11 protein-coding genes are annotated in these 14,628 nt (G+C 63.8%); 5 read left to right on the forward strand and 6 right to left on the reverse strand.

The features are described from left to right. Positions 1-4: 4 nt before the first annotated feature. From VCJ09_RS13515 to VCJ09_RS13535, 5 genes are all read right to left on the reverse strand, one after another. Positions 5-1,219, reverse strand: coding sequence for an ABC transporter substrate-binding protein (locus VCJ09_RS13515; protein WP_324730700.1), 1,215 nt, complete (start codon positions 1,217-1,219; stop codon positions 5-7). Between the two features lie 103 nt (positions 1,220-1,322). After that, positions 1,323-2,045: an ABC transporter ATP-binding protein gene (locus tag VCJ09_RS13520; RefSeq protein WP_324730701.1), complete on the reverse strand. Its 723-nt coding sequence runs from the start codon at positions 2,043-2,045 to the stop codon at positions 1,323-1,325. Continuing rightward, positions 2,042-2,818 (reverse strand): ABC transporter ATP-binding protein, encoded by a 777-nt coding sequence (locus VCJ09_RS13525; protein ID WP_324730702.1) that lies wholly within the window; start codon positions 2,816-2,818, stop codon positions 2,042-2,044. The genes VCJ09_RS13520 and VCJ09_RS13525 overlap by 4 nt, the downstream gene beginning before the upstream one ends. Before the next feature lie 421 nt (positions 2,819-3,239). Further along, positions 3,240-3,830 carry a peroxidase-related enzyme gene (locus tag VCJ09_RS13530; protein WP_407692968.1) on the reverse strand — a complete coding sequence of 197 codons (591 nt, stop codon included), beginning with the start codon at positions 3,828-3,830 and terminating at the stop codon, positions 3,240-3,242. Positions 3,831-3,887: 57 nt separating this feature from the next. After that, the gene (locus VCJ09_RS13535; protein ID WP_324730704.1) at positions 3,888-5,570 is read right to left on the reverse strand and encodes an AMP-binding protein; all 1,683 of its coding nucleotides are present in this window, start codon (positions 5,568-5,570) and stop codon (positions 3,888-3,890) included. A 407-nt stretch (positions 5,571-5,977) separates the two neighbouring features. On the opposite strand from VCJ09_RS13535, the gene VCJ09_RS13540 reads away from it, so the two are divergent. The 5 genes from VCJ09_RS13540 (at position 5,978) to VCJ09_RS13560 (ending at position 13,207) form a co-directional block, all read left to right on the forward strand. Beyond that, positions 5,978-7,141: an isovaleryl-CoA dehydrogenase gene (locus VCJ09_RS13540; RefSeq protein ID WP_324730705.1), complete on the forward strand. Its 1,164-nt coding sequence runs from the start codon at positions 5,978-5,980 to the stop codon at positions 7,139-7,141. A gap of 103 nt (positions 7,142-7,244) precedes the next feature. After that, positions 7,245-8,852: a carboxyl transferase domain-containing protein gene (locus VCJ09_RS13545; RefSeq protein WP_324730706.1), complete on the forward strand. Its 1,608-nt coding sequence runs from the start codon at positions 7,245-7,247 to the stop codon at positions 8,850-8,852. 113 nt (positions 8,853-8,965) lie between these two features. After that, positions 8,966-9,763, forward strand: a complete 798-nt coding sequence (locus VCJ09_RS13550; RefSeq protein WP_324730707.1) for a gamma-carboxygeranoyl-CoA hydratase — start codon at positions 8,966-8,968, stop codon at positions 9,761-9,763. Between the two features lie 429 nt (positions 9,764-10,192). Then, on the forward strand, positions 10,193-12,127 hold the full coding sequence (locus VCJ09_RS13555) for an acetyl/propionyl/methylcrotonyl-CoA carboxylase subunit alpha (protein ID WP_324730708.1): 1,935 nt from the start codon (positions 10,193-10,195) through the stop codon (positions 12,125-12,127). 171 nt (positions 12,128-12,298) lie between these two features. Next, the gene (locus VCJ09_RS13560; RefSeq protein ID WP_324730709.1) at positions 12,299-13,207 is read left to right on the forward strand and encodes a hydroxymethylglutaryl-CoA lyase; all 909 of its coding nucleotides are present in this window, start codon (positions 12,299-12,301) and stop codon (positions 13,205-13,207) included. Between the two features lie 238 nt (positions 13,208-13,445). Here VCJ09_RS13560 and VCJ09_RS13565 read toward each other — a convergent pair whose 3' ends face one another. After that, on the reverse strand, positions 13,446-14,624 hold the full coding sequence (locus tag VCJ09_RS13565; RefSeq protein WP_324730710.1) for an acetyl-CoA C-acetyltransferase: 1,179 nt from the start codon (positions 14,622-14,624) through the stop codon (positions 13,446-13,448). Positions 14,625-14,628: the final 4 nt, after the last annotated feature.

Here is a 14,628-nt window from a genome sequence, read left to right on the forward strand (position 1 = left end):
TCGATCAGTTCTGCGACAGCAGCTTGCATTGGCTCTCGGCCAGCGGGCGGAAGGCCTCGTCGCCCGGAATGGTGCGCACGATCTTGTACAGGTCCCAGTCGCCCTTCGACTCGGCCGGGGTCTTCACCTGAGCCAGGTACATGTCGTGGACCATGCGGCCATCGGCGCGGATCTTGCCGTTCTTGGCGAACATGTCGTTGACCGGGGTCGCCATCATCTGCGCCCGCACCGCCTGCGCCTCGTCGCTACCGGCGGCCTTGACCGCGTTCAGGTAATGCATGGTCGCCGAGTAGATACCCGCCGGTACCATGCCCGGCTTGCTGCCGAAACGGTCCTCGTAGCGCTTGGACCAGGTGCGGGTTTCCTCGTTGAGGTCCCAGTACCAGCCGGTGGTCAGCATCAGCCCCTGGGTCACGTCCAGGCCCATGGCATGGATGTCGTTGAGGAATACCACCATGCCGGCCAGCTTCTGCCCGGACTGGGCAACGCCGAACTGGCTAGCGGTCATCAGCGAATTGACCGTGTCGGCACCGGCGTTGGCCAGGGCAATCACATCGGCGCCGGAGCCCTGGGCCTGGAGGATGTAGGAGGAAAAATCACTGCTCGGGAATGGATGACGCACCGTGCCCAGCACAGAGCCGCCATCGGCCTTGACCACCTTGGTGATGTCGGCTTCCATGGCATGGCCGAAGGCATAGTCGGCGGTTAGGATGAACCAGCTCTTGCCGCCATTGGCCAACACCGCCTTGGCCGTGCCGTTGGCCAGCGCGTAGGAGTCGTAGGTCCAGTGGATGTGGTTGGGCGAGCAGTATTCGTTGGTAATGCTCGAGGCCGCGGCACCGGAAATCAGCGCCAGCTTGCCGGCTTGCTCCACCACCTGGCTCGCCGCCAGCACCACCGAGGAGGCGACCAGGCCGGTGACCATGTCGACGTTGCGCTCATCGACCCACTGCCGCACGGTACTGGCGCCGACATCCGGCTTGTTCAGGTCGTCGGCGCTGAAGATCACGATCTTCTTGCCATCAATCTGGCCGCCGAAGTCCTCGACCGCCATCTTCAGTGCTTCCAGGCCACCCGGGCCGGAGAGATCGCGGTAGGTACCGGACATATCGGCCAGGTAGCCGATGCGAATTTCGTCGTCGCTAAGCTGCGCCTGGGCGGCACTGGCAATCAGGCTAGTGGCGAGGATGGTGCTAGCAGTCTTCTGGAACAGATTCATCTCGTTACCTTCCACAGTTATTGTTGTTGTACCGGGCAAAGCAACCCCGACACGGCGGGCCTGGGCCACGCCGTACTGCATGTTTCGAGGGGTAAAACTGGGTTTAGACGCCCAGGCAGCGGTGCAGCAGTTCCTGCTTGGACGACAGCTCGGCGGCGCTGATTTCCTCGACGATCTGGCCGTGATCCATCAGGTAATGCCGATCTGCCAAGGGGGCGGCGAAGCGGAAGTTCTGCTCCACCAACACGATGGTCAGGCCCTTGTTCTTGAGCTTGATCAGCACCTCGGCGAGCTTCTGCACGATCACCGGAGCCAGGCCCTCGGTGATCTCGTCGAGCAGCAGCAGGTTGGCGCCAGTGCGCAGGATGCGCGCCATGGCCAGCATCTGCTGCTCGCCGCCGGACAGCCGGGTGCCTTGGCTGAAACGCCGCTCGTAGAGGTTGGGGAACATCTCGTAGATGTCATCGAGGCTCATGCCGCCGCTGCGCACCATGGGCGGCAGCAGCAGGTTCTCCTCGACGTTGAGGCTGGCGAAGATGCCGCGTTCTTCCGGGCAAAAGCCAACGCCCAGGCGCGGGATCAGGTGCGCGGCGATACCGAGGGTCTCATTGCCGTTGATCACGATCGAACCGGTGCGCCGGCCCACCATGTTCATGATCGCGCGCAGGGTGGTGGAGCGGCCCGAGCCGTTGCGCCCGAGCAGGGTCACCAGTTCGCCGCGGCGCACCAACAGGTCGATGCCATGCAGAATGTGCGACTCGCCATAGAAGGCATGCAGGTCGCTGACCCGCAGTTGCTCGTAATCCGGGCTATGCAGGCTGCTCATGCGCCGGCCTCCTCGATGACGGCCGCTTCGCTGCCCAGGTAGGCCTCGCGCACCAGGGGGTTGGCGGACACGCTGGCGTAGTCGCCTTCGGCGAGGATCGCGCCGCGGGCCAGTACGGTGATGCGATCGCACAGCTGACTGACCACACTGAGGTTGTGTTCGACCATCAACACCGTGCGCCCCACTGCGGCGCGGCGTACCAGGCCGATGACCATTTCCACGTCCTCGCCGCCCATGCCCTGGGTCGGCTCGTCGAGCAACAGCACGGCCGGGTCCAGCGCCAGGGTAGTGGCCAGCTCCAGCGCGCGCTTGCGGCCATAGGGCAATTCGATGGTCAGGGTGTCGGCGTATTCGAGCAGGCCCACCTCGTCGAGCATCTGCAGGGCGCGCTCGTTGAGGGCTTCGAGACTGCGCTCGGACTTCCAGAAGTGAAAGGAGTTGCCCAGCTTGCGCTGCAGGGCCACGCGGACGTTCTCCATCACACTCATGTGACCGAATACCGCGGAAATCTGGAAGGAACGCACCAGGCCGAGACGGGCGATCTGGTTCGGCTGCAGGCCGGTGATGGTCTTGCCCTGATAGATGATCTCGCCGCTAGTGGGCGCGAGGAACTTGCTGAGCAGGTTGAATACCGTGGTCTTGCCGGCCCCGTTGGGTCCGATCAAGGCATGGATATGCCCCTTCTGCACACGAAGATCGACCGAATCCACCGCGGTGAAGCCGCGAAATTCCTTGGTCAATCCGCGCGTTTCCAAAACGAATTCGGGTGACATGTGGAGCCCTCTAACCTTGCTTGTTTTTATTGGTTATGGCGCTGCTGACACTATTACCTTTACGTAAACGAAAACACTATACGAAGGTCTACCTATGACCAGAAAGTCTGAATATGACGCCTCATGCTGAGAACAGGTATTGATGCGCTCAGACCCCACTTATTCCGACCGCGGTTTTTGCTGGCGAGCCTGCCGGACAATGCGCCCATGACCGGCAAGTCAGAGTATAGGCAGGCATTTATAAAATAATAATGAGCAAATTCTCAGGTGCGTTATGCATAAATACCTCATCAGCCTGAACCTCCACATTCGCCGCGCACAGCCCTGCCCACGCCCCTGAACGCGCACTGGAAAGACGAAAAAGTCATGCTCGGCTCCCCGGCATGCCCAGGGAGCTTGCGCTGCGGCTATGGGCGCAGTTTCAACACGGCGCCCTGGGCACGCGGCCCATCAGGTAAAACTCGGCGTTGGGTGGCGTGCCGGCCAGCGACACCAGGCGGTTGGACAGGCTGAAGAAGGCGGTGATGGCGCCGATGTCCCAGATGTCGTCGAGGCTGAAGCCGACTGCCTGCAGGCGTGCCTGCCAGTCGCCATCCAGGCCGCCGCGCTCGAGGCCGACGTGAAAGGCGAAATCCAGCATCAGGCGCTGGCGCTCGCCGATCGGCGCCGTGCGGTGGTTGACCGCCACCTGGTCGGCGAGTAGCGGATCCTTGCTGTAGATGCGCAACACCGCGCCATGCGCCACCACGCAGTACAGACAGCCGTGGCGGGCGCTGGTGGCGACCACGATCATCTCCTTTTCCGCCGGCGTCAGGCTGTCGGACTCACGCTCCATCAGGGCGTCGTGGTAGGCGAAGAAGGCCCGGAACTCGTCCGGACGGTGGGCCAGCATGAGGAACACATGAGGCACGAAGCCAGCCTTCTCCTGCACCGCGAGTATTCGCTGGCGCAGGTCGTCCGGTAATTGTTCAAGGTTTTCGGGAAGGGCAAAGCGGCTGATCTGCGGGGACATCGGATACTCCATTATCTGACGCGACGCCCGGCTCACAGACGCCACAGGGGTCAACGCCTAGGGTTTCGGGGTGAGGTCCAGGTGCTCGATGCTGAGCTCGCGCATGCGGAATTTCTGCACCTTGCCGGTTACCGTCATGGGGAACTCGTCGACCAGGAGGAAGTGGCGCGGCACCTTGAAATGGGCGATGCGTCCCTTGCAAAACTCGCTCAGTTCCGCCGCAGCAGCCTGGTGGCCCGGGTGGCACTTGATCCAGGCGACGATCTCCTCGCCGTACTTGTCGTCGGGAATGCCCACCACCTGCACGTCGGCCACCGCCGGATGGTTGAACAGAAACTCCTCGATCTCGCGCGGATAAACGTTCTCGCCACCGCGGATGATCATGTCCTTGTTGCGCCCGACGATACTCAGGTAGCCCTGCTCGTCCATCACCGCCAGGTCGCCGGTGTGCATCCAGCGCGCCGGGTCCAGGGCCTCGGCGGTGGCCGCGGGGTTGTTCCAGTAGCCGAGCATCACGCTGTAGCCACGGGTGCACAACTCGCCGACCAGCCCGCGCGGGACGATGCGTCCCTGTTCGTCGATCACCTTGCTCTCCAGATGCGGCTGAGTCCGACCGACACTAGTGACCCGACACTGCAGATCGTCATCGGCGGCCGTCTGGGTCGACACCGGGCTGGTCTCGGTCATGCCGTAGGCGATCTGCACCTCGGCCATGTGCATCTCGCCGATCACCCGCTTCATCACCTCGATCGGGCAGGTGGCGCCGGCCATGATCCCGCTGCGCAGGCTGGACAGGTCCAGGTCGGCGCGCTCCGGCAAATCCAGCTCGGCGATGAACATGGTCGGCACGCCGTAGAGCACCGTGGCCCGCTCCTCGGCCACCGCCTGCAGGGTGGCCAGCGGCTCGAAGGCTGCGCCCGGATAGATCATGGTGCTGCCATGGGTCAGACAGCCGAGGTTACCCATGACCATGCCGAAGCAGTGGTACAGCGGCACCGGAATCACCAGGCGATCATGCTCGGTCAAACCCAGGCTCTCGCCGACCATATAACCGTTGTTGAGGATGTTGTAGTGACTGAGGGTCGCGCCCTTGGGGAAGCCGGTGGTGCCCGAGGTGTACTGGATGTTGATCGGGTCGTCGAACTGCAACTGGGCACTGCAGGCGCGCAGCTGCTCCGGGCCGACCTCATCGCCCCGGTCGAGGAACGCCGACCAACCGAACATACCGGTGCTCGGTTGCTGGCCGAGGCTGATCACCCCACGCAGCTCGGGCAACAGGCGGCTTTGCAGTGCACCGACGGCGCAACCGGCCAGCTCCGGCAACAGTTCACCGAGCATCGCGTGGTAGTCGCTGCTCTTGAACGCATCGGCGCAGATCAGCCAGCGGCAGCCGGAGTGTTTGAGCGCATACTCGAGTTCGCTGAGGCGGTAGGCCGGATTGATATTGACCAGCACCACGCCGACCTTGGCGCTGGCGAACTGGGCGATGCACCACTGGGCACAGTTCGGCGCCCAGATGCCGAGGCGCTCGCCGGGCTGCATGCCGATGGCCAACAAGGCACGGGCGCAGCGATCCACCGCCTCACCCAGTTCACCCCAGCTATAACGAAGGTGTTGATGACGCACCACCAGCGCCTCACGCTCGGCAAAGCGAGAAACCGTCTGATCGAATGCCGCCCCGATAGTCATCGCTAACAAGGGTTTATCCTGTGGACCGTGGGTATAGCTTGGTGAAGTCATAAATCCCCTCGATTTTGTGCTTTTGTGAGGTTAGGTATTCAGCGTCAACCTGAATTCGAAGTTGACAGCCCCCGAAGTCACCTTTACGTTAACGTAAAGCAATACACACTGACAACCACTTAGCAGGCCGTTGAAAAATGTAGCAAGCGAAGGCCAGGCAAGGCGAAGCGGAGTAACAACCAGAGGCTGGCCCGCAGGGCGAGCGAAGCGAGTCAATCGGCGAAAAGCACCGTTTACGTGGTGTACATGACCATTAGATTCGCTTCGCTCACCCTTTGGATCCACGCTGAAGCGCGTTCAACGCTTCGCTTTTGTGAGGCCGATTTCAACGCCGCATACCCGAGCGCAGTAGTTTTTCAACGGCCTGTTAGGTGCCTCACCCGACAACAACAAACAAGGTAGCCCCCATGACCTACTCCAGCCTCAACTTCGCCCTCGGCGAAACCATCGACATGCTCCGCGATCAGGTCCAGGCCTTTGTCGCCGCTGAACTGGCGCCGCGCGCCGCGGCCATCGACAGCGACAACCTGTTCCCCGCCGACATGTGGAAGAAGTTCGGTGACATGGGCCTGCTCGGCGTCACCGTCTCCGAGGAATACGGCGGCGCCGGCCTCGGCTACCTGGCCCACGTGGTCGCCATCGAGGAAATTAGCCGGGCTTCGGCATCGGTCGGCCTGTCCTACGGCGCCCACTCCAACCTGTGCGTCAACCAGATCAACCGCAACGGCAGCGCCGAGCAGAAGGCCAAGTACCTGCCCAAGCTGGTCAGCGGCGAGCACGTCGGCGCCCTCGCCATGAGCGAACCGAATGCCGGCTCCGACGTGGTGTCGATGAAGCTGCGCGCCGAGCGCCGTGGCGACCATTTTGTGCTCAACGGCAGCAAGACCTGGATCACCAACGGCCCAGACGCCAACACCTATGTGATCTACGCCAAGACCGACCTGGAGAAAGGCGCGCACGGCATCACCGCCTTTATCGTCGAGCGCGACTGGAAGGGTTTTTCCCGTGGCAGCAAGTTCGACAAACTGGGCATGCGCGGCTCCAACACCTGCGAGCTGTTCTTCGATGACGTCGAAGTACCGGCCGAGAACATCCTCGGCAAGGAAAACGGCGGCGTGAAGGTGCTGATGAGCGGTCTGGATTACGAACGCGTGGTGTTGTCGGGCGGCCCGATCGGCATCATGCAGGCCTGCATGGACGTGGTGGTGCCCTATATCCACGACCGCAAGCAGTTCGGCCAGAGCATTGGCGAGTTCCAGATGATCCAGGGCAAGGTGGCCGACATGTACACCCAGCTCAACGCCAGCCGCGCCTACCTGTACGCCGTGGCCCAGGCCTGCGACCGCGGCGAGACCAACCGCAAGGACGCTGCCGGGGTGATCCTCTACAGCGCCGAACGTGCGACGCAGATGGCCCTGGAGGCGATCCAGATCCTCGGCGGCAACGGCTACATCAACGAATTCCCCACCGGCCGCCTGCTGCGCGACGCCAAGCTCTACGAGATCGGCGCCGGCACCAGTGAGATCAGGCGCATGCTGATCGGCCGCGAGTTGTTCAACGAAACCAAATAAGCCAGAGCCGTAGGATGGGTTGAGCAACGCGATACCCATGCCGGTGTTTGCGATGGGTATCGCAAGCTCAACCCATCCTACGGTTTTTCACGGAGCCAACTCGATGGCCATCCTGCATACCCAGATCAACAACCGTTCCCCGGAGTTCGCCGTTAATAGCGCGGCGATGCTCGCCCAGGTCAACGACCTGCGCGCCCTGCTCGCCCGCGTCCACGAAGGTGGCGGCGAGAAGGCTCAGCATCGGCATACCTCACGCGGCAAGTTGCTGCCGCGCGAGCGGATCAACCGCCTGCTCGACCTCGGTTCGCCGTTCCTCGAGATCGGCCAGCTGGCGGCCCACGAGGTGTATGGCGAAGAAGTGCCGGCCGCTGGCGTAGTCGCCGGCATCGGTCGGGTCGAAGGCGTCGAGTGCATGATCGTGGCCAACGACGCCACGGTAAAAGGCGGCAGCTACTACCCATTGACCGTGAAAAAACACCTGCGCGCCCAGGCCATCGCCCAGCAGAACCGCCTGCCGTGCATCTACCTGGTGGATTCCGGCGGCGCCAACCTGCCGCGCCAGGACGAGGTGTTTCCCGACCGCGAGCACTTCGGCCGGATCTTCTTCAACCAGGCCAACATGAGCGCCATGGGCATCCCGCAGATCGCGGTGGTCATGGGCTCCTGCACCGCCGGCGGCGCCTATGTGCCGGCCATGGCCGACGAGGCCATCATGGTGCGCAACCAGGCCACCATCTTCCTCGCCGGCCCGCCACTGGTGAAGGCCGCCACCGGTGAAGTGGTCAGCGCCGAGGATCTCGGCGGCGCCGACGTGCACTGCAAGACCTCGGGGGTGGCCGACCACTACGCCGACAACGACGAGCACGCCCTGGCTCTGGCCCGGCGCAGCATCAGCAATTTGAACTGGCGCAAGCTCGGCGTGCTGAACAATCGTGAGCCTATCGCCCCGCTGTACGACGCCGAAGAGCTCTATGGCGTGATTCCCGCCGACGCCAAGCAGCCGTTCGATGTACGCGAGGTGATCGCGCGCACCGTCGACGGCTCGGTGTTCGACGAGTTCAAGGCGCTGTTCGGCGCCACCCTGGTCTGCGGCTTCGCGCATATCCAGGGCTACCCGGTAGCGATCCTCGCCAATAACGGGATCTTGTTCGCGGAATCGGCGCAGAAAGGCGCGCACTTCATCGAATTGGCCTGCCAGCGCGGCATTTCACTGCTGTTTTTGCAGAACATCACCGGTTTCATGGTCGGGCAGAAGTACGAAGCCGGTGGCATCGCCAAGCACGGTGCCAAGCTGGTCAACGCGGTGGCTTGCGCCAAGGTGCCGAAGTTCACCGTGATCATCGGCGGCAGTTTCGGTGCCGGCAACTACGGCATGTGCGGCCGCGCCTACGACCCGCGTTTCCTGTGGATGTGGCCCAATGCGCGGATCGGCGTGATGGGCGCCGAACAGGCCGCCGGCGTGCTGGTCCAGGTCAAACACGAACAGGCGGCACGCGCCGGCCACGACTTCTCCGCCGAGGATGAGGCCAAGCTCAAGCAGCCGATCCTCGAACAGTACGAGCGCCAGGGCCATCCCTACTATTCCAGCGCGCGGCTATGGGACGACGGCGTGATCGACCCGGCGCAGACCCGCGAGGTGCTCGGCCTGGCGTTGTCCGCCAGCCTCAATGCGCCGATCGAGCCGACCACCTTTGGTGTGTTCCGCATGTGATCACCCTTGTGGGAGGGGCTTTAGCCGCGACTGGCCTAGACGCTTCGCGGCTAAAGCGGACCGCCGCCCGGCCCCTCCCACAGCGCACCGGACAACTTTATGAGCCTGACACCATGACCGATTTCACCACCATCCAGCTCGAAACAGACCCACGCGGTTTCGCCACGCTTTGGCTCAATCGCGCCGACAAGAACAACGCCTTCAACGCCGAGATGATCCGCGAGCTGATCCTCGCCCTCGATGACGTGCAGGCCGATAAGAGCCTGCGTTTCCTCCTGCTGCGCGGGCGTGGCAAGCACTTCTCTGCCGGTGCCGACCTGGCCTGGATGCAACACGCCGCGACCCTCGACTACAGCGCCAACCTGGCCGATTCGCGTGAACTGGCCGAACTGATGCACAACCTCTACCAGGTGAAGATTCCGACCCTGGCCGTGGTCCAGGGTGCGGCCTTCGGCGGCGCGCTAGGGCTGATCGCCTGCTGCGACATGGCCATCGGTGCCGACGACGCGCAACTGTGCCTGTCGGAAGTGCGCATCGGCCTGGCCCCGGCGGTGATCAGTCCCTTCGTCGTGCAGGCCATCGGCGAACGCGCGGCGCGCCGTTATGCCCTGACCGCCGAACGCTTCAGCGGCGAGCGGGCCCGTGAATTGGGCCTGTTTGCCGAGAGCTATCCGGCTGACGCGCTGGACGACGCCGTCAACGACTGGGTCGCCAACCTGCTGCTCAACAGCCCGCAGGCCATGAAGGCGAGCAAGGATCTGCTCAAGGAAGTCGCCAGCGGCGTGCTCACTCCAGCCCTGCGCCGCTACACCGAAAACGCCATCGCCCGCATCCGCGTCAGCGCCGAAGGCCAGGAAGGCCTGCGCGCGTTCCTCGATAAACGCAAACCCAGCTGGCAGGAGCCACAATGACTATTCCTCGCGATCTAGTGCTCCATACCGTCCAGTGCGACAGCTGGCTCGATAAACGCCAATCCCTCTGGCAGGAGCCACAATGACTATTCCTCGCGATCTAGTGCTCCATACCGTCCAGTGCGACAGCTGGCTCGATAAACGCCAATCCCTCTGGCAGGAGCCACAATGACTATTCCTCGCGATCTAGTGCTCCATAGCGTCCAGTGCGACAGCTGGCTCGATAAACGCCAATCCCTCTGGCAGGAGCAACAATGACTATTCCTCGCGATCTAGTGCTCCATAGCGTCCAGTGCGACAGCTGGCTCGATAAACGCCAATCCCTCTGGCAGGAGCAACAATGACTATTCCTCGCGATCTAGTGCTCCATACCGTTCAGTGCGGCAGCTGGCTAGATAAACGTCAATCCCTCCGGCAGGAGCAACACGCATGAGCACGCACATCGACACCCTGCTGATCGCCAACCGCGGCGAAATCGCCTGCCGCGTCATGCGCACGGCCAAGGCCATGGGCATCACGACCGTGGCGGTACACAGCGCCGTCGACCGTAACGCCCGCCACGTGCGCGAGGCGGACATCGCCATCGACCTGGGCGGCGCCAAGCCGGCCGACAGCTACCTGCGTATCGACGCGTTGATTGCCGCAGCCCAGGCCAGCGGCGCCCAGGCCATCCACCCCGGTTATGGCTTTCTCTCGGAGAACGCCGGCTTCGCCCGCGCCATCGAAGCGGCCGGCTTGCTCTTCCTCGGCCCGCCCGCCAGCGCCATCGACGCCATGGGCAGCAAGTCCGCGGCCAAGGCGCTGATGGACGCCGCCGGCGTGCCGTTGGTGCCTGGCTATCACGGCGAGGCCCAGGACCTGGAGACCTTCCGCGCCGCCTCCGAAGTCATCGGCTACCCGGTATTGCTCAAGGCCACCGCTGGTGGCGGCGGCAAGGGCATGAAGGTGGTCGAGCGCGAAAGTGAACTGGGCGAAGCCCTGGCCAGCGCTCAGCGCGAGGCGCAGTCCTCGTTTGGCGACTCGCGCATGCTGGTGGAAAAATACGTACTCAAACCGCGCCACGTGGAGATCCAGGTATTTGCCGACCAACACGGCCACTGCCTGTACCTGAATGAGCGCGATTGCTCGATCCAGCGTCGCCACCAGAAGGTGGTCGAGGAAGCGCCGGCGCCGGGCCTCAGCCCGGAACTGCGCCGCGCCATGGGCGAGGCCGCAGTCAAGGCAGCCCAGGCCATCGGCTATGTCGGCGCCGGCACCGTGGAGTTTCTGCTGGACGAGCGCGGCGACTTCTTCTTCATGGAGATGAACACCCGCCTGCAGGTCGAGCACCCGGTCACCGAGGCCATCACCGGCCTCGACCTGGTCGCCTGGCAGATCCGCGTCGCCCGTGGCGAGGCGCTGCCGCTGACCCAGCAGCAGGTGCCCTTGATCGGCCATGCCATCGAGGTACGCCTGTATGCCGAAGACCCGGATCATGACTTCCTGCCCTCCACCGGCACCCTGGCGCTGTACCGCGAGGCCAGTGCCGGGCCGGGCCGGCGGGTCGATATGGGCGTGGCCGAAGGTGACGAGGTGTCGCCCTTCTACGACCCGATGCTCGGCAAGTTGATCGCCTGGGGCGACAACCGCGAGGAAGCGCGCCTGCGTCTGCTGGCCATGCTCAATGAAACCTGCATCGGCGGGGTCAAGACCAACCTGGCGTTCCTGCGCCGCGTGCTGGCCCACCCAGCCTTCGCCGACGCCGAACTGGATACCGGCTTTATCCCGCGCCACGAAGCGCAACTGCTGCCGCCGCCAGGCGAGTTGCCCGCCGAATTCTGGCAACTGGCCGGCGAGGCCTTCGTGCAGAGCGAGCCGCTACGGCGCAAGCACGAAGACTTCCATTCGCCGTGGGCAACCAGCAGCGGCTGGCGTGCCGGGCTGCCCAGCGAGTGCTCGATCAGCCTGCACTGCAATGGCCGTGAACAGACCGTCAAGCTCAGTGGCGACGTCCGCCTGCAAGGCGAATCACGGGCGCCTACAGCCGTGCAGCGGCGTCACACGGCGATTCGCCAAGGCGACACCCTGTATGTCGAGTGGGATGGTGAGCTGCACCCGGTCAATCGCGTCGACCCAATTGCCGCCGTCGAGGCCAGCCACAGCCAGCACGGTGGCCTGACGGCGCCAATGAACGGCAGCATCGTCCGCGTACTGGTCGAAGCCGGCCAGCAGGTCGAGGCCGGCACCGCCCTGGTGGTGCTGGAAGCGATGAAGATGGAGCACAGCATCCGCGCGCCGCATGCCGGCACCGTCAAGGCCCTGTATTGCAGCGAAGGCGAGATGGTCGGCGAAGGCAGCGTGCTGGTTGAGTTGGACGAAGCCTGACGGCTCGCTGCTGTCGAATGCTGAATTGACTGCGTAGGATGGGTTGAGCGAAGCGATACCCATCAACCACGCGATGGGTAACGCGGGGCTCAACCCATCCTACCGTCTAAGGTCCTTCGTAAGGTGCTGCCTGGATACGAAGCCCAAGATCCCGATTCAAGAGATGACGCGATGACAATTCCCAGCAAGGTGCGCTTGGTCGAAGTCGGCCCACGTGACGGCCTGCAGAATGAAAAACAACCGATCAGCGTGGCCGACAAGGTACGTCTGGTCGATGACCTCAGCGCCGCCGGCTTGAGCTATATCGAAGTCGGTAGCTTCGTCTCGCCCAAGTGGGTGCCGCAGATGGCTGGCAGCGCCGAGATGTTCGACCAGATCCAGCAGTTGCCCGGCGTGACCTACGCCGCCCTGACCCCCAACCTCAAGGGCTTCGAGGCGGCACTGGCGGCCGGAGTCAAGGAAGTGGCCGTTTTCGCCGCCGCCTCCGAGGCCTTCTCGCAGAAGAACATCAACTGCTCGATTGGCGAAAGCCTTGAGCGTTTTCTGCCATTGATGGACGCCGCCAAGCAGCAGGGCATTCGCGTGCGCGGCTACGTGTCCTGCGTACTCGGCTGTCCTTACGAGGGCACCATCGCCCCGGCCCAAGTGGCGGATGTGGCCCGCGAGCTCTACCACATGGGCTGCTACGAGATCTCCCTCGGCGACACCATCGGTGCCGGCACCGCCGGAGAAACCCGGCGCTTGATCGAAGTAGTCGGCGGCAAGGTCCCGCGCAACAAGCTAGCCGGGCATTTTCACGACACCTACGGTCAGGCCCTGGCCAATATCTACGCCAGCCTGCTGGAAGGCATCGAGGTGTTCGACAGCTCAGTCGCCGGCCTCGGCGGCTGCCCCTATGCCAAGGGCGCCACCGGCAATGTCGCGACCGAGGATGTGCTGTATCTGCTCAATGGCCTGGGCATCAGCACCGGTATCGATATGGATCTGCTGATCCAAGCCGGTGCGCGCATCTGCGCGGTGCTCGACAAGCCCAACGGCTCACGGGTGGCCCGCGCTCGCTTGGCCCAGGCACAGGCCTGAACACTTCCACGCCTTTCCCTGGCCGTGGTCACCCTGTGCCGCTGCTTTTTTTGTTCGCCAACCAGCCGCTCTCGCAGATAAGCGAAAAAACGCCGGCGCCCTCCATCGATGGGCGACCGGCGTTTGGCTGTGAGGACTTCTTGTCCAGCGCCCGTAGTAGCAAGGAGGCGGCGCGCAGACAGTAGATTCACTACGGCAAGCGACGCCGACGCAGCAAATGCGCGTGCTGGGCGTGAAGTTAGCGTTCAATCGCCAAAGCCACGCCCTGACCGCCACCGATACACAGAGTGGCCAGGCCCTTGTGGGCATCGCGCTTGATCATCTCGTGCAGCAGGGTCACCAAAATCCGGCAGCCGGAACCACCGATCGGGTGGCCGATGGCGATGGCACCACCGTTGACGTTGACCTTGCTCGCGTCCCACTGCAATTCCTTGCCGACGGCCAGGGCCTGGGCGGCGAAGGCTTCGTTGGCCTCGATCAGGTCCAGCTGCTCCAGGCTCCAACCGGCCTTGGCCAAGCAGCGCTGGGTGGCGGAGACCGGGCCGATGCCCATGATTGCCGGATCGACGCCGGCGTTGGCGTAGCCGGCGATACGCGCCAGCACCGGCAGGCCGAGGGCCTGGGCTTTTTCTGCGCTCATCAGCAGCACCGCGGCGGCGCCGTCGTTGAGGCTGGAGGCATTGCCGGCGGTGACGCTGCCGTCTTTCTTGAACGCCGGCTTGAGCTTGGCCAATGATTCGGCGGTGGTGCTGGCGCGCGGCTGTTCGTCGGTGGCGAAGCTGAGCGGTTCGCCTTTGCGCTGTGGGATCAGGATCGGGGTGATTTCATCCTTGAAACGGCCGGCCTCGATGGCGGCGCAGGCCTTGCGCTGCGACTCGGCGGCGAAGGCATCCTGCTCCTCGCGGCTGATGGCGTATTTGTCCACCAGATTCTCGGCGGTGATGCCCATGTGGTAGTCGTTGAAGGCGTCCCACAGGCCGTCTGTGATCATGCTGTCGACCAGCTGGGCGTGGCCCATGCGCAGACCGGTACGGGCGCCGGGCATGACGTAGGGGGCCAGGCTCATGTTCTCCATGCCGCCGGCGATGATCACCTCGGCATCGCCGCAGCGGATCGCCTGGGCGCCCAGGTGCAGGGCTTTCAGGCCCGAACCGCAGACCTTGTTCAGGGTCAGTGCCGGTACCGCATGGGGCAGGCCGGCGAGGATAGCCGCCTGGCGTGCCGGGTTCTGTCCGCTGCCTGCGGTGAGCACCTGGCCGAGGATCACTTCGTCGACCTCGGCGCCGTTCAGGCCGGTTTGATCCAGCAGGCGGCGGATCACCGCGGCGCCCAGTTCGGGGGCAGCAATGCCCGCCAACGAACCCTGGAAGCTGCCGACCGCGGTGCGGGTGGCGGCGACTATGACGACTTCTTGCATGGTG

The organism is Pseudomonas paeninsulae (assembly GCF_035621475.1).
Taxonomy (GTDB): domain Bacteria; phylum Pseudomonadota; class Gammaproteobacteria; order Pseudomonadales; family Pseudomonadaceae; genus Aquipseudomonas; species Aquipseudomonas paeninsulae.

Excerpts from the sequence above, each read along its gene's own strand:
- VCJ09_RS13545 (WP_324730706.1), top strand. The coding sequence starts at position 7,245 with ATGGCCATCCTGCATACCCAGATCAACAACCGTTCCCCGGAGTTCGCC.
- VCJ09_RS13525 (WP_324730702.1), bottom strand. The coding sequence starts at position 2,818 with ATGTCACCCGAATTCGTTTTGGAAACGCGCGGATTGACCAAGGAATTT.
- VCJ09_RS13540 (WP_324730705.1), top strand. The coding sequence starts at position 5,978 with ATGACCTACTCCAGCCTCAACTTCGCCCTCGGCGAAACCATCGACATG.
- VCJ09_RS13515 (WP_324730700.1), bottom strand. The coding sequence starts at position 1,219 with ATGAATCTGTTCCAGAAGACTGCTAGCACCATCCTCGCCACTAGCCTG.
- VCJ09_RS13550 (WP_324730707.1), top strand. The coding sequence starts at position 8,966 with ATGACCGATTTCACCACCATCCAGCTCGAAACAGACCCACGCGGTTTC.
- VCJ09_RS13560 (WP_324730709.1), top strand. The coding sequence starts at position 12,299 with ATGACAATTCCCAGCAAGGTGCGCTTGGTCGAAGTCGGCCCACGTGAC.
- VCJ09_RS13520 (WP_324730701.1), bottom strand. The coding sequence starts at position 2,045 with ATGAGCAGCCTGCATAGCCCGGATTACGAGCAACTGCGGGTCAGCGAC.
- VCJ09_RS13555 (WP_324730708.1), top strand. The coding sequence starts at position 10,193 with ATGAGCACGCACATCGACACCCTGCTGATCGCCAACCGCGGCGAAATC.
- VCJ09_RS13565 (WP_324730710.1), bottom strand. The coding sequence starts at position 14,624 with ATGCAAGAAGTCGTCATAGTCGCCGCCACCCGCACCGCGGTCGGCAGC.
- VCJ09_RS13535 (WP_324730704.1), bottom strand. The coding sequence starts at position 5,570 with ATGACTTCACCAAGCTATACCCACGGTCCACAGGATAAACCCTTGTTA.
- VCJ09_RS13530 (WP_407692968.1), bottom strand. The coding sequence starts at position 3,830 with ATGTCCCCGCAGATCAGCCGCTTTGCCCTTCCCGAAAACCTTGAACAA.